Annotated in this window: 13 protein-coding genes; 8 read left to right on the top strand and 5 right to left on the bottom strand. The window is 46.7% G+C overall.

Annotated elements, in window-relative coordinates:
• Nucleotides 1-293: 293 nt before the first annotated feature.
• Complete coding sequence (locus H7F15_RS16480; protein ID WP_185198093.1) at nt 294-1535, top strand: YaiO family outer membrane beta-barrel protein; 1242 nt, start codon at nt 294-296, stop codon at nt 1533-1535.
• Between the two features lie 12 nt (nt 1536-1547).
• Here H7F15_RS16480 and H7F15_RS16475 read toward each other — a convergent pair whose 3' ends face one another.
• The 5 genes from H7F15_RS16475 to H7F15_RS16455 form a co-directional block, all read right to left on the bottom strand.
• The gene (locus tag H7F15_RS16475; RefSeq protein ID WP_185198092.1) at nt 1548-2978 is read right to left on the bottom strand and encodes a glycosyltransferase family 2 protein; all 1431 of its coding nucleotides are present in this window, start codon (nt 2976-2978) and stop codon (nt 1548-1550) included.
• A 48-nt stretch (nt 2979-3026) separates the two neighbouring features.
• Nucleotides 3027-4052 (bottom strand): HEAT repeat domain-containing protein, encoded by a 1026-nt coding sequence (locus tag H7F15_RS19685; protein ID WP_185198091.1) that lies wholly within the window; start codon nt 4050-4052, stop codon nt 3027-3029.
• 19 nt (nt 4053-4071) lie between these two features.
• On the bottom strand, nt 4072-4434 hold the full coding sequence (locus H7F15_RS16465) for a response regulator transcription factor (protein ID WP_185198090.1): 363 nt from the start codon (nt 4432-4434) through the stop codon (nt 4072-4074).
• 5 nt (nt 4435-4439) lie between these two features.
• Nucleotides 4440-7502: an ATP-binding protein gene (locus H7F15_RS16460; RefSeq protein ID WP_185198089.1), complete on the bottom strand. Its 3063-nt coding sequence runs from the start codon at nt 7500-7502 to the stop codon at nt 4440-4442.
• Nucleotides 7503-7924: 422 nt separating this feature from the next.
• On the bottom strand, nt 7925-8590 hold the full coding sequence (locus tag H7F15_RS16455) for an NADPH-dependent FMN reductase (RefSeq protein WP_255481291.1): 666 nt from the start codon (nt 8588-8590) through the stop codon (nt 7925-7927).
• A 457-nt stretch (nt 8591-9047) separates the two neighbouring features.
• Between H7F15_RS16455 and H7F15_RS16450 the strand changes: the two genes are divergently transcribed.
• The 7 genes from H7F15_RS16450 (at nt 9048) to H7F15_RS16420 (ending at nt 13960) form a co-directional block, all read left to right on the top strand.
• Nucleotides 9048-9584, top strand: a complete 537-nt coding sequence (locus tag H7F15_RS16450) for a YceI family protein (protein WP_185198088.1) — start codon at nt 9048-9050, stop codon at nt 9582-9584.
• Nucleotides 9585-9644: 60 nt separating this feature from the next.
• On the top strand, nt 9645-10580 hold the full coding sequence (locus H7F15_RS16445; RefSeq protein WP_185198087.1) for a ring-cleaving dioxygenase: 936 nt from the start codon (nt 9645-9647) through the stop codon (nt 10578-10580).
• Nucleotides 10581-10732: 152 nt separating this feature from the next.
• The gene (locus tag H7F15_RS16440) at nt 10733-10990 is read left to right on the top strand and encodes a hypothetical protein (RefSeq protein ID WP_255481290.1); all 258 of its coding nucleotides are present in this window, start codon (nt 10733-10735) and stop codon (nt 10988-10990) included.
• A gap of 33 nt (nt 10991-11023) precedes the next feature.
• Nucleotides 11024-11659 (top strand): alpha/beta hydrolase, encoded by a 636-nt coding sequence (locus H7F15_RS16435; RefSeq protein ID WP_185198086.1) that lies wholly within the window; start codon nt 11024-11026, stop codon nt 11657-11659.
• Between the two features lie 4 nt (nt 11660-11663).
• A complete protein-coding gene (locus tag H7F15_RS16430; protein ID WP_185198085.1) occupies nt 11664-11960 on the top strand; it encodes a GNAT family N-acetyltransferase in 297 nt (98 codons plus the stop codon).
• 24 nt (nt 11961-11984) lie between these two features.
• Nucleotides 11985-12938 carry an adenylate/guanylate cyclase domain-containing protein gene (locus tag H7F15_RS16425; RefSeq protein WP_185198084.1) on the top strand — a complete coding sequence of 318 codons (954 nt, stop codon included), beginning with the start codon at nt 11985-11987 and terminating at the stop codon, nt 12936-12938.
• Between the two features lie 134 nt (nt 12939-13072).
• Nucleotides 13073-13960 carry a helix-turn-helix domain-containing protein gene (locus H7F15_RS16420; protein WP_185198083.1) on the top strand — a complete coding sequence of 296 codons (888 nt, stop codon included), beginning with the start codon at nt 13073-13075 and terminating at the stop codon, nt 13958-13960.
• Nucleotides 13961-14086 lie beyond the last annotated feature (126 nt).

Below are 14086 nucleotides of genomic sequence, written 5' to 3'. Positions count from 1 at the left end.
AGTAAGTTCTAATGTTCTCAATACCAAACAGAAATATGAATTTAGAATTTTTATAATCTATGGAGTTGCAGCTTCCTACCTTCTGATAATGCTTTTTATCAGGGTAACTATAGTTTGATTCAGGGATGTTGAAACAGTAACTATTTGCATGGCGCATGTGTAACCCAGGTGCGGGTAACCGCTTTTATAGGAACTGCTTATAAAATGTCATTTGAGTTCGGAAAATGTTTTACCTTCGAAGTATTAAATTTGACCTTACGTTGGCTTTTTCTTCATCTTCTGGTTGTATCACCTTGAAAGCACTTCTCTTTACACTTACTTTTTTAGTCTTAACCGGCTGGTTTCCATTCTTAACTTTTGCGCAATCTTCCACGGAAACTGATTTTCAGAAAGCCCGGGAAATTGCTTTTGAGCAGAAAAACTATAGCCAGGCAATACAACTTTGCAAACAGGTTTTGCAGCAGGACCCGGAGTACATAGATGCCCGTATCTTGTTAGGCCGGCTGTATTACTGGAATGGTGCTGCAGACTCGGCTATAGTTGAACTGAAAAAGGCGTATGAGCAGATGCCCGCTTACGAAGATGCAACGCAGGCTTTAGCGGATGTGCTGTACTTTGAGAAACAATACGACGAAGCGCTTCATTATCTTGCTGCCGGGTTAACGCAACATCCGCAGTCGCGCGGACTTTTAACCCGGAAAGCTACGGTGCTGGCAGGTAAGGCCAACTATAAGCAAGCCTATCGTCTGGCTGACAGCCTTTTGGCAGGCGACCCTAATAATGACCAGTTGCTTGCCTTAACCAGCCAATTACGCGAGTATAGTTATGAAAACCGCATAGAACTAACCTACGACTATACCCATTTTGACGAGCAGTTTGCGGATGCCTGGCACCTGGCGGGTATCAGTTATGGAAGGCAAACCAAAATAGGCCCTATAACCGGACGTGTAAACTATGCAAACAGGTTTGCGTCTAAAGGCTGGCAGTTTGAAGCAGACGCTTATCCTAGGCTTTCCAGAACATTCTACACTTACACCAGTTTTGCCTATTCAGCTGATCTGCCAATTTTCCCGAAAGTAAGAGCGGGCTTGTCGTTGTATGCCAATCTGCCGAAAGCCTGGGAAGTGGAAGCAGGAGCGAGGTTTTTGCGCTTCGATGAGTCGATCTGGGCATATACTTTTTCGGTGGGCAAGTATATTCAGAATTTCTGGGTCAATGGCAGAACCTACCTCACGCAGGGGAATAACAGCGTAGCAAATGCCTATAGTTTAAACACGCGCTATTATCTGAAAGGCGCTGATAACTACGCCTCGCTTATAGTTGGCTGGGGCGTTTCGCCGGACGACCGTTCGCAGGCGGTGCGGTTAAACAGCAATGAGAAACTACAGTCCTTCCGGATTGGTGGGGGCTACAGGTTTGCAGTGGCCAAGCGACACATTTTCTCCCTGAACGGCAATTACGAAAACGTAGAATACCTGCCGGAAACCAAAGGCAACCAGCTGAACATTTCCACACTTTACCAGTTCCGGTTTTAAACTATAGTTTGCTTAAGCTTTAGGTGCTTCTGTTGGTGCAGTGTTAAAGCCCTGGCGGGTCATTTCGCCCCACGAGTTTTTCTTGCGTAGTAGGTCCCAGATGCCTTTTATAGATGACCACACCACAAACGGATGAAAAGCGAATGGCTCAACTATAGCCGTAAGGATAAGCTTGCGTAGTTCGCCGCGCTTTTTGTACTGGTTAAAGGTAGCCACTTCCATCAGTATCGCGAACGTAGAAAACAGCCAGCCAAAGATCAGGATAAAGGCTGTTAGTACTGCAAAGAAAGGCCAGTTGATGTAGCCCATAAACGCGAGAATCAGGAAGATAACAAAACCTGTAAACTCTATAATTGGCGCAAGCAGTTCGTAAAACAGCCAGTAAGGATAGCTCATCATCCCCAGCACGCCATACTTCGGGTTTAGGAAAAGCTTGCGATGCATGCTCAGCGTTTCGATGGTTCCGCGCATCCAGCGGTTGCGTTGTCTTCCTAAAATCTGGTAACTGGCCGGTGCTTCTGTCCAGCACAGCGGGTCCGGGATAAACGCTACTTTGTACGGAATTTTGCGGTCTGCCATATAACGGCGCATGCGCACTACCAGCTCCATGTCTTCGCCCACAGTGTTGTGGTTGTAGCCTCCGGCATCTATAGCTACCTGCCTGTCAAACGCGCCAAACGCACCGGAAATCAACAGCAAACCATTCAGGTTGCTCCAGGCCATACGGCCAAGTAAAAACGCCCGGATGTACTCCAGTGCCTGCACGCGTGGCAGGAAATCTTTCGGCAGGTTAACATCAATCAGTTTCCCGTTTTTAAACACACAGGAATTCGCAATCCGAACTACACCGCCTGTGGCAATCACCTTTTTATCCGTCTGATCCATAAACGGCTTCACAAGCTTCAGTAGGGCATCCTGCTCCAGAATACAATCCACGTCAATGCAAACCAGATACTGGTTGGTAGCCAGGTTTATGCCCGAGTTAAGCGCATCAGCCTTGCCGCCATTCTCCTTATCTATAACCAGAAGTTTGCTGTAAACCGGGTTGGTACTTTTATAAACAGCTTTTACTTTCTTGGTAGCCAGCTGCTGGTGGTAGTTTAGCTGTACCGGCTCCAGTTGATAGGCCTGAATCAACTTCGCCATCGAGTCGTCTTTGCTGCCATCGTTTATCACGATTAGCTCCAGGTTGTTGTAGTAGATGCTGAGCAGCGAGCGCACGTTTTCGATGATGTTGGCGCCTTCGTTATAAGCCGGAGCAAGTATACTTACCGAGGGTGCAAAGGGAGAGGACGCGAGCAGGTTATAGTTGGTAAGGCGACTGCGGCGGAGGTATTTAACAGCTTCGACTATAGCAAGTGTCCCCAGAAAAATGTAACAGCTCAACATGGAAACGGCATACACCAGTAGTCCATAGTGAAACAGATTGTATAAAAAGGCCATGCAGTAATTCGGTATTTGGGTTGGCTAAAAGTTTGAGCTATAGTTTGTTTACGCTTGCTGTTGCAGGTGCTGTATGGTTTTTAGGGCAGCCAGCCGTACGCTTTCGTCCTGTGCTAATTGTAGTTCCTGCAGAAAAGGCAGCTCGCCTGCAGTTCCTGTTTTCATCAAGCCTGAAAGTATAGTTAGCTGTAGTACTTTGCTGCTTTCGTTAGTGTAACGCGCGCGCAAGGCATTGGCAGCCGGAGCAGATGGTATTTCGCCTAAGCACCCAATGGCCTGTCTGCGCACGGCATCGTCCGGGTGGCTTAAGCAGGCAATTACTTCGTTCTGGAACTGCGTGGCATGCTGCTCGGCAATGAGCTTAAGCGTGAACTGCACCACACTTGGGTTAGTTGAGTTGAGCCAGCTGGTAACTATAGTTTCGGAAGGAATAGGATGGTTTGCCAGCAACTGGAGCAGCTTGATCTGGTGCCATTCGGTAAGCGGGTACTTCAGATTTTCGAAGAAGGACAGGCCATCGTATTGCTGCAGATAAACCAGGGCAATCTGTGCTTCCATGCGTACCATCGGGTGACGATGGTTGGCTAACGGATAGATCTCATTCAGGTAGGCTGTCTGTTCCATTACGGCCAGTTCCTGTATGCCTTTGGCCTTTACAAACCACCTGCCATTGCGCATATCATACGCCGACAGCCTGTCTAACCGCAGCTCGTTGTACAGTTTTATCAGGTTGTCGCCCGACTGTCCGCTCAGGTCATTTTTCAGTCGGACCAATTCGGCTAATAAGGCTTTTCTTGCAAAGCGTCGGTGCACCAGTGGCTTAATGTCATCCGGTATCTCAAAGCGTTGCTGCTGGTCGGCGTCCTGCAGAATGATGCTTACCAGCCAGTATTTAAACTGTTGCTGTAGTTGCGCCTGCCGGTTGGCGATGTTCTTTTTTGCCAGCATAATGTACAGCATGGCGCCGATCAGGGCAATAATGATTGTGGCGAGCACACTAATAGCTATAAAAAACAACTCGATGCTGGTAAAGCGCGCTAACTGCTGAAGTGCTGTAGAGAGGGTTGAAGTCACTTGTTTTACTAACTATAGTTTAAGAAGTCCGCAGCGAGAACCGCTTTACACGCAAGGCCAGTTCGTTCGGGCTGAAGGGTTTTGTAATATAATCGTCAGCACCTAACGTAAAGGCTTCCAGCACCACGTTTTCCTGGCCCATGGCCGATAGCACGATCACCGGAATGTTTGCATTCAGCTTCTTTACAGCACTCAGCACTTCCAGGCCCGACGCAAAAGGCATCATGATATCGGTAATTACCAGGTCCGGCGTAACTTCTGTTAGCTTGGCAAGTGCATCCTGGCCATTTTCTGCGCTGATCACTTCGTGCCCGTCTTTCACCAGGCGAAATTCCATGGTGGCAAGGGTAATCGGCTCGTCTTCTGCAATTAAAATCTTCATGGTACTTAGGCGTCTGTTTCTGTTAGGGAAAGGTGTGCTTCTACTTCTGTGGTAATGGCTGGCATAAGCGCCGTGCAAAGCGCAAGGCACCTGTCAATCTGCGGCTCAAAAACAGCAAGGTTTTCCTGCTCCGGAGCTTCTTCTTCCATCAAAAGTATCAGCTGGTAAAGTTCATTTATCTGGATGGCCGAAAGGCTGCCCTTTATTTTATGCGCTTTCTCTAAGAATTCTGTCTTATGGTTGGCGCTTGCCAGGTCTTTCAGCTCCTGCAGGTATTCCGGCAGATTACTTGTGAAAAGGGCCAGAATCTTTTTAATAAAATCAGGATTTTTTAGCTGCAGTAAACTGGCGATACTATAAGGTTTTTCAGCCGGGCTGCCTGCTATAGTTTCAACAGGAGTAGCTATAGTTGCAGGTTCGGTTTGTTCCGATATAAAGCGCTCCAGGGTCTTTGCCAGGTCGTTGATAGAGAAAGGTTTGGCCATGTAGTCCGAAGCGCCGATCTCAAGGCAGCGGTCGCGCTCGTTACGCAGTACACTGGCCGTAAGCACAACTATAGGAGTCTGGTTTTGCAGTGTCTGGCGGATGTAAGCAGTTGCCTGGAAACCATTCATGACCGGCATGCGCAGGTCCATAAAAATGATGTCGAAACGCTCGCCGGCTTGTAGCAGATCCACGGCTTCCTGGCCATTGTTAGCAACAACCGATTCCATTTTATACTGGTTCAGGGAAGAGGTAAGTACCGCCTGGTTGATCTCATTGTCCTCCACAATCAGCGCGCGTTTTCCGCTATAGTTTTTCTTTACAAATGCTGTGGCTGCCTGGTTGTTGGTTACTACTACATTGCTGGTATCGTGGGCAATGCCATAGTTTATCGTGAAGGTAAAGGTTGTGCCTTTGTCTTTTACACTTTCAACCGTAATCTCGCCGCCCTGCAACTCGATCAGTCTTTTGGTAATGGCAAGCCCAAGACCTGTACCGCCATACTTACTCGAAATATCAGTCGACTCCTGGGTAAAATTATCGAAGATCGTTTCCAACTTGCTGGTGTCAATGCCAATACCCGAATCGCTGACTGTAAACTCAACTATAGCCTGGTCTTCGGTCTCGCTAAGCAGCGTAGCTTCCAGGCGCACAAAGCCTTTCTCTGTAAACTTTACTGCATTACTCAGCAGGTTATTCAGGATCTGGTTTAAGCGGTGCGGGTCGCCGGTCAGGAACCGTGGAATGAACGGATCTGCAGATACGGCCAGTTTGATGCCTTTCTCGCGGGCTCTTTCGCGAAACAGCATAGCAGTACCCGCGATGGTGTCATTAAAATCAAATGTCAGTTTTTCTATCGTCAGCATGCCTGCTTTTATTTTAGAAAGATCCAGAATGTCGTTAATCAGGTTAAGTAAAGTATCGGAAGAATGTTTGATAACCTGGAGGCGTCCTTTCTGGTCGGGTTGTAAGGATGATGAAGTTAAGAGCAGGTTTACCATGCCGATGATGCCGTTCATAGGAGTGCGGAGTTCGTGGCTCATGTTGGCCAAAAACTGCTCCTGCAAGCGTTCGGCCTGCTCGGCATTTTCGCGGGCTTCCACCAACTGCTGCTGGTGCTTTATCTGCTCGGTTATATCCTTGAAAAGCGTACAAACCCCGAACAGTTGCTGCTGGCGGTCGTAAAGCGGGAACTTTACAATCTCCATTTCCAGTACCTGGCCGTTGTGCAATACCACCTGCTGCTGCCATGCTTTCGAGCTCGGTTTGCTGTTACCGTTGGCATCGTATGTAGCCTCAACTTCAGCCAACACCATTGTATCATCTAAAACGGCCTGTAAACTATAGTTTGGCTCCTCGCTCTCTCCCAAATCAAAAAGCTGATGGAATGCCTTGTTGGAGAAAATGTGCTGGCCCTCGGTGTCTTTGATCAGAACTGGCTGCGGAGAGCAGTCCAGAATGGCCTTGAAACGCGACTGATATTCTTCTTTCTCGGCGTTTGCAATTCGGACAGCTTCTTCGCTGAGCTTGCGCTGGGTAATGTTTTTGGAGGCACAGCAGACACCGATAATGGTACCGTCGGTGTCTCTTACCGGGAAGTAGGTAGAAACGTAATAGGCTTCTCCGTCAGCTAACGGGAAAGTTCTTTCTACATCTATCTTCTTGCCCTCAAGTACCTGGTTATAAATTATTGCGATCTTTTCTAATTGATCATCATCAAACAGCATACGGAAATCATCTCCCGGTTTACAATCTACACCGTAGGCCTGCTGTATAATACTATGGCTGTGGTCGTTCAGCAATACCACTCTATAGTTCAGATCCAGTAAATAGATAGCTTCCTGCGAACTGCTCAGAATGGCCTGCATGTTTTTTTCCGACTCTTTCAGTTTTTCCTCTGCTGCTTTCCGCTGGATGGCGGCAAACCGTTTTTCCTTTTCCTGTTGCAGGCTTTTCCAGATGGCGTATAGGAGCAATATGCCGAAAAAGATGACTCCTACCGTTAAAAAACGGTTAGTCATGCGCACTGCTACTTTGCTTTCCTTTTTTTGCTGGGCTAACTCGGCTCTGGCATGTGCGTGCATAATATCAGCATGATGCCTGATCTTATCCATGTACTTCATGCCAATATCGGTCCTGAAGATCTGCATGGCCGCTTCGTGTCCCTGCCGGCGCTTAATCTCTATGATCTTTGTCGAAAATGCAGCCTTTTTTCTCAGGTAAAAAACCAGGGAGTCGAGGTTTTTTTTCTGGATCTCATTGTCAGCAGCCATCTGCTCTAATTCCTGTATCACAACATCCAGGTGGCTGGCAGCATCTTTTAGGGGTTTTTCATAGGAATCCTGTCCGGTGAGCAGGTAACCACGGGAACTGGTCTCGTAGTCTTTCATCAGCGAGATGGTTTTCTCGATCTGGTAAATTTCTTCCTGAGCCTGAAGTACCCACCGTGATATTTCGGACTCTCGCTTCAGGTTATAGGAAATGCCGAAAATGAGTGCAAAAAAGAGGAACAACCCAGATGTGATTCCGACAAATACGCGCTGATTTTCCTTTGCAGCACTTAACAGCTTCTGGATTGTTAGCATACGGTGTATAATTCTTGCATAAGCCGGTTCAGGGTTAAAACAGGAACCAAAGCGATTCCCGACGGTTGCTTAAATGCAGTAAGTTACAATTTTTTATAGGTAGCAAAATTAAGTTTAAAATTGTTCCCTTATATGCAGCTTTCCTTTTTTCTTAACAATGCTTTTTACTACAGGGTGTAGTGTTACTATAGCCGTATTTTACCTTACCGCAGGTTAGCAGATGGCCGCAGTTGTTTGTAACTATAGATGAGATAAGTGGAAAGGAATTAATGCAGCACTTTAAAGCCACAAAACTATAGTTGGTGAACTATAGCTGAATATGAGGAATACAGAAATGACCTGTAACTTCAGGTGAAGTCAGGAAGAACAGTACAGGAAAGATGTGCAGGGTTCTGGCTATAGTTCCGGGTAAGTCTGATAGGTTATTCCACCCGCTCTGTTTCTTTGTCTGCTTTTTCGCCCAGGAATTCCACCCACGCTTTTTTGATGCATGGATAGTGTTTGGATGCTTCTACCTGGTTCATAAACCCGACCAGGTTGTCTTCAAAGCGTTTTGCCAGGGTTTCATCTTTCAGTTTTCCTTCTGAGTCGAATGCCTGGTGGGCTGTCGCCAGCGAGAACATATCCGGGTACACCCTGGTACCCAAGTGCTCTAATGGGATCCGGAGGGACCAAAGTCCGCGGTTACCGCCGGCCATAGACGGAGAGGCAGACATAAGCAGGGCATGGTGTTGATTAAAAGGCTGCGGACGGAAGCGGGAGGTCCAGTCGATTACATTCTTGATAATGCCGGGCATGGAGCCGTTATACTCCGGCGAGGCAATGATGAAAGCATCGTTTGACAGGATACGTTCACGAAAAGCTATTGCGCCCTCCGGATGATAGTTGTCTACTTCCAGGTCCTGGTTAAAGCTTGGGCAATCAAACGTTTCCATCGAGGCAAAGTCAACGGTACCACCATTTTTGCGGATGACCTCTGCTGCCAGTCTGGCCAGTTTGGTGTTAAGTGAATCCTGTCTCAAAGAAGCCGAGAAAACAAGTAAACGTATATGGCCCTGCCCGTTATCGTTGTGCTGCTCTTCCATCATAAGATTAGTTAAAATTGATCGTCATACCTACACTTATAGCAGTACGCATAATAATGGCAGGCAGTCTACCTATAGTTTTAAACGATAGGTGTAGTTTGTTTGGCAAAATCGATCAGCTCATCCCGCTCTATCAACTATAGTTTCTATTAAAAGTGTATGATTTGCTGTTCCAGCCTATAGTTTTTTATAACTAACTATAGATCTAAACCAGCTATAGTTTCCCTTCAATCTTACTGTAACTGGTAAGCCTTTCAGGTATCAAAGAATGGAGCCTGATAAACTATAGTTCTCTGTGTTTTTGAGGTAGTTACGGAAGCTTTCGCGGCTTATGTTCGAGAGACATTGTGATTGGGCGAAACAAAATTAAAACAGTAATTGTTGTATATACATTAAATGTACATACATTTGTTTTGTTGATTTAACAGAGCAATACCAAAAATTAAAACAAGAAACAGAAATGGCAACTATAAAATGGGTATCAGACCCGACACACAGCGAAGTACAGTTTAAAGTAAAGCACCTGATGATCACGACGGTGACCGGCTACTTCAAAAATTTTAACATAGAGGCAATCACTTCAGACGACAAGTTCACGCGCGCAGAGAAGATTGTCTTCACAGCCGATGTTAACTCGATCAGCACCAACAATGAGCAACGCGACACACACCTGAAATCGGCAGACTTTTTTGAGGTTGAGAAGTATAAAGAGATACGTTTCGAAGGCAAAAGTTATGAGAACGTAGGCGGCAATGATTACCTGTTGCATGGCAACCTGACCATCCGCGATGTGACCAGGCCGGTAACTGTTGGCGTGGAGCTTGGTGGTATAGTAGTGGACCCTTACGGACAAACAAAAGCCGGTTTTAAAGTGGAAGGGAAGATCAGTCGAAAGGACTTTGGCCTTACCTGGAATGCCGTTACAGAAGCCGGCAGCGTAGTAGTAAGTGATGAGATCAGGTTACTGGCTGAAGTTCAGCTTGTAAAGCAGTCCTAAGACAGGCAGAAGATTGACCTCTTTTAAATTTTTCTTGAAATATCATTCTAAAATAAGATAATGGAAACGAAGATAGCAGGGCTGCACCACATCACAGCGATTGCGGGTATGGCCAAACAGAATTTAGATTTTTACACCAAAGTACTGGGACTGCGTTTGCTCAAAAAGACCGTGAACTTTGATGACCCGGGCACTTACCATTTCTATTTCGGAGATGAAAAAGGCAGTGCCGGTACCATCCTGACGTTCTTCCCATACGAAGGGGCCCGCCGGGGCAGCGCCGGTACAGGCATGGCCACCAACATTGCCTACGCCGTGCCGGAAGGCAGTTTCGATTTCTGGATAGACCGCTTCGAAAAGCACAACGTGATCTACAACAAGCCATCCGAAAAGTTTGGCGAAAAATACCTGACCTTTCTGGACCCGGATGGGTTAAAACTGGAATTGGTGATCCCGAAAAACGGCGATAACCGCAAGCCTTGGGAAACTGATGAAGTGAAGGCAAATGTGGCAACTAAAGGCTTCCATGGCGTAACCCTAACCTTGCAGAATAAAGAGAAAACAGCGAAAATCCTGACCGATATTTTCGGCTATAGTTTGCAAGAGCAAAGTGGTAACCGCTATCGCTACAAAACCGACGCCGTGGATACAGCCAACATCATTGACATGGTAGAATTACCGAACGAGGCGCGCGGCATTGGTGGGGCTGGTACTAACCACCACATTGCTTTCCGGGTAAAAAATGAGGACGAATTGATGCAGTTCCATGATAAGATCTCCGGCCTGGGCTACAACATTACCAATAAGATAGACCGAAACTATTTCTATTCGCTTTATTTCCGGGAGCCGGGTGGTGTGCTGTTCGAAATTGCTACCGATAACCCGGGCTTCGGCATTGATGAGCCTTGGGATAAACTGGGAAGTAATCTGCTGTTGCCGCCGCAGTACGAGCCACGCAGAGCCGAGATAGAAGCTGTGTTGCCTAAAGTTGACTAAGCCCGCGCAGCACTAAACTATAGTTTCATCATTCATTAAACACGAAAACTATGGACGCTTATGCCATCACAAGAATATACGCCGATGAAAACGGAGACAGCCGCTTCGAAGACCTTTCAAGACCGCTGGAATAAGAAGGAGAAATAGGTTTTTTGTCGGAGCGGGAAGAGGTGGAGCGTATTATTTTCAGGAAGGTAAAATCTACGTACGACTACGATTTTCATAATGCACCTGAAAGGCAATACCTTTTCCTGATGGATGGCGGAATTGAGATAGAAACCTCGTTAGGCGAAAAGCGGCAATTTGAAACCGGGCACGTGCTGCTTTTGGAGGATACGACCGGCAAAGGACACAAAACACGTAACCTGAAGCCTGCTACGCGCAGTTCGGTGTTCGTGACATTGAAATAAGGCTAAGCGCCATAGTTGATAAAAGAGAGTAACATGTACACACATAAGAACGACGTCATCACGCGGGGCAAACCTTTATCCGAAACAGGTAAAGCACTGATACTGGTGCATGGCCGTGGGGCATCTGCCCAAAGTATACTGGACCTGGCGAACCACTTGCCCGTGCAGGACTTTACACTGTATGCACCGCAGGCTACAAACCATAGTTGGTATCCGTATAGCTTTATGGCACCTGAAGAGCAGAATCAACCAGCCCTGGATTCTGCCCTGGAGTTACTGGACGGAGTAGTAAAAATTATACTGGAGCAGGGCATAAAAAGTGAAGATATATACCTGGGTGGTTTTTCGCAGGGCGCTTGTCTAACCTCAGAATATGCTACCCGAAATGCCAGAAAGTATGGCGGACTGTTGCTGTTTACTGGAGGTCTTATCGGGCAGCAGTTGGTTACTGACCGCTATAAAGGCAATTTTGACGGTACACCGGTACTGCTTACCACCGGCGACCCTGATCCGCATGTGCCCGTAAGCAGAGTAGATGAGACGGCCAAAACGATGGAAAAGTTGGGCGCTATTGTTACCAAAAAAATATACCCTGGCCGGCCACACACTATTCTGCAGGAAGAGTTGGGCCTGGCCGGCAAAATTCTGTCAGTAGTAGAGAAAGGTTAAAACTATGGAAATTGAAGTAAAAGATAATCCGGCGCAGCACAGGTTCGAGACAACTATAGAAGGCCACACGGCAATTATAGACTATAAGCTTCGTCCCGGCGTAATAACTGTGTTGCATACTGAGGTGCCAAAGGAGCTGGAAGGCCGTGGCATAGCCGGCGCCATGACAAAGTTTGCGCTGGAGCAGATCCGTGAAAGAGGATTACAGTTAATTCCGTTATGTCCTTATATGCGGGCCTATCTTAAAAAGCACCCTGAGTACCAGGATCTGGTGAAAGAGGACGCCGGTGAAAATGTGTAAACTATAAGTAAACGATATGTGCTGATGCCCTACTATGTAAATTTCAAAGGCGAGCAGGTGGTGCCTGTAGAAGAAGGCCAGACAATGCTTCAGGCATCGCTGGCTGCTGGTATACCACACTACCACGCCTGTGGTGGGAAAGGGCAATGTACTACTTGTAGGGTATTGGTGTTGCAGGGGCAGGAACAGCTTACCCCGCCCACCAGTTATGAGCGGGCCATCAAAAATGTAAAGAAGTTTCCGGATAACGTAAGATTAGCCTGCCAGTCGCGGGTAAACGGCGATGGGGTAGAAGTGCAGCGTCTGATCCGGGACGAAACGGACCGTTACATTCTTATCAATGATTCGGAAGATACGACCAGGGTGATGGGCGAGCGTAGAAAGCTGGCACTTTTCTTTATCGATATCCGCGACTTTACACCGTTCATTGAGGCGAGCCTGCCTTTTGATGTGATCCATATCATGCGCCGGATCTTTGCCATTTTCCAGAATGCCATTACACACTATAATGGCGAGATCATAGAAACCGCAGGCGACGGGCTTTATGCTGTTTTCGGACTGAACAGTAAAATAAAGCAGGCCACTGAGTCGGCGGTGCTAGCTGGCTTAAAAATTCTGGCAGACCTCCGTATCTTTAACAATACGTACATGCGGCCCTATTTTAGCCATACGTTTGAGGTAGGTATTGGCGTGCATGTGGGCAAGGTGATCGTAGGAAACGTAGGCATTGGCCTAAGCAACAACCTGACCGTAATGGGATATCCGGTAAACATTGCAGCCCGACTGCAGGCCGCCACCCGGGAGCTCAATAACAGCTTTGTGATCTCTGATCTGGCTTATCGTCTTCTCAAAAATCCACCTTACTCTATGGGCCGTAGTTACCTGAACCTGAAAGGCGTAAGCAATGCCTACGAAGTAAAGCTGATCGGGAAACCTTACGAAACAAAGCAGCCAACTATAGCTCCTGAAGCAACCTGATCTGTCCTGCTTATTTTCATTCCTGTCTTATTGCCAACTCGGGTAAACAATCCTGAGGATAAATCTTTTATTGTTCCAGGTTTTAAAACGGGGTAATTGCTTTGTTTTCGCCCCTAAAAGTTTGAACTTAAAGCATGCACACAAAACGGTTTTACAAAGGACTTTACGGCACCAACTCCATCGAATTTGCAAAAGGCCTTATCAATGTGCACCCATTCGGGGAAATCGGCAAACAACACCAGGGACATGTAAAACTACACGCGCACAATAATTTTCTGCAGATATTCCTGATCCAGAGTGGCCAAACGGAGTTTTATTGCGGAACAGAGAAAACCGAAATACAAGGTCCCACATTTATAGTTGTCCCTAAAAATATAGAGCATGGTTTTGTGCACCAGACGCATGTTACCGGCTGGATTCTGAACCTGGCCGACACGGTGCTGGAGCACATGCTGCAACGCGAAGCCGATGTTATTTTCGGGATGGAAGAAATTCATATTGTTGAAGTTTCTCCAGCGCAATCGGCCATTTCAGAAGTATTTGAAACCATGCAGAAGTGTGTGGCAGAGTATAACAGCCAGTTGCCGGGGCGCTTGTTGATGCTACAGCACCTGGTAGGGCAGATGCTTGTGCAGTTGTATCGGATTGCATTGGGCAGAAAGTCCCTGTTTTTTGCTTCTTCCAACAGCAGCAAAGTCTATTATCGCAGGTTTCATCAACTCATCAGGGCAGAAGAATCTTACAAAAAACATGTGGAAGAATATGCCCGTGACCTATCCATTTCAACCGGGCATCTTAGCCGCATCTGCCGGGATATTGCTGGTAAATCACCTAAAGATATTCTGATAGACCACTTTATTACCAAAGCCCAGTTGGCACTTTCTGATGTAGAAAGCAGTATTTCAGAAATTTCATATACACTTGGCTTTGATGATCCCGCCTATTTTGCCAGAATTTTTAAGAAAAGAACTGGCCAGACCCCTGTAGAATTCCGCAAAAAGATAGGCGTTAATAATTCGTAAGCACATCATGTTCGATTTGTCTTAATATTAAAGGATAAATCCTATCCCCCGGAGGGCTGTACGGCTACATTTGTAATACTTAGTGAGTGGTTACTTCCTAAAGTAAGTGAACACTCATTTTTAAGT

Source organism: Pontibacter sp. Tf4, from assembly GCF_014212495.1.
Lineage (GTDB): Bacteria > Bacteroidota > Bacteroidia > Cytophagales > Hymenobacteraceae > Pontibacter.
Note: the sequence above shows the minus strand (reverse complement) of the source record. Positions and strands in the feature narration are given on the sequence as shown.

Excerpts from the sequence above, each read along its gene's own strand:
- H7F15_RS16475 (WP_185198092.1), bottom strand. The coding sequence starts at position 2,978 with ATGGCCTTTTTATACAATCTGTTTCACTATGGACTACTGGTGTATGCC.
- H7F15_RS16465 (WP_185198090.1), bottom strand. The coding sequence starts at position 4,434 with ATGAAGATTTTAATTGCAGAAGACGAGCCGATTACCCTTGCCACCATG.
- H7F15_RS16460 (WP_185198089.1), bottom strand. The coding sequence starts at position 7,502 with ATGCTAACAATCCAGAAGCTGTTAAGTGCTGCAAAGGAAAATCAGCGC.
- H7F15_RS16455 (WP_255481291.1), bottom strand. The coding sequence starts at position 8,590 with ATGATGGAAGAGCAGCACAACGATAACGGGCAGGGCCATATACGTTTA.
- H7F15_RS16450 (WP_185198088.1), top strand. The coding sequence starts at position 9,048 with ATGGCAACTATAAAATGGGTATCAGACCCGACACACAGCGAAGTACAG.
- H7F15_RS16445 (WP_185198087.1), top strand. The coding sequence starts at position 9,645 with ATGGAAACGAAGATAGCAGGGCTGCACCACATCACAGCGATTGCGGGT.
- H7F15_RS16435 (WP_185198086.1), top strand. The coding sequence starts at position 11,024 with ATGTACACACATAAGAACGACGTCATCACGCGGGGCAAACCTTTATCC.
- H7F15_RS16430 (WP_185198085.1), top strand. The coding sequence starts at position 11,664 with ATGGAAATTGAAGTAAAAGATAATCCGGCGCAGCACAGGTTCGAGACA.
- H7F15_RS16425 (WP_185198084.1), top strand. The coding sequence starts at position 11,985 with ATGCCCTACTATGTAAATTTCAAAGGCGAGCAGGTGGTGCCTGTAGAA.
- H7F15_RS16420 (WP_185198083.1), top strand. The coding sequence starts at position 13,073 with ATGCACACAAAACGGTTTTACAAAGGACTTTACGGCACCAACTCCATC.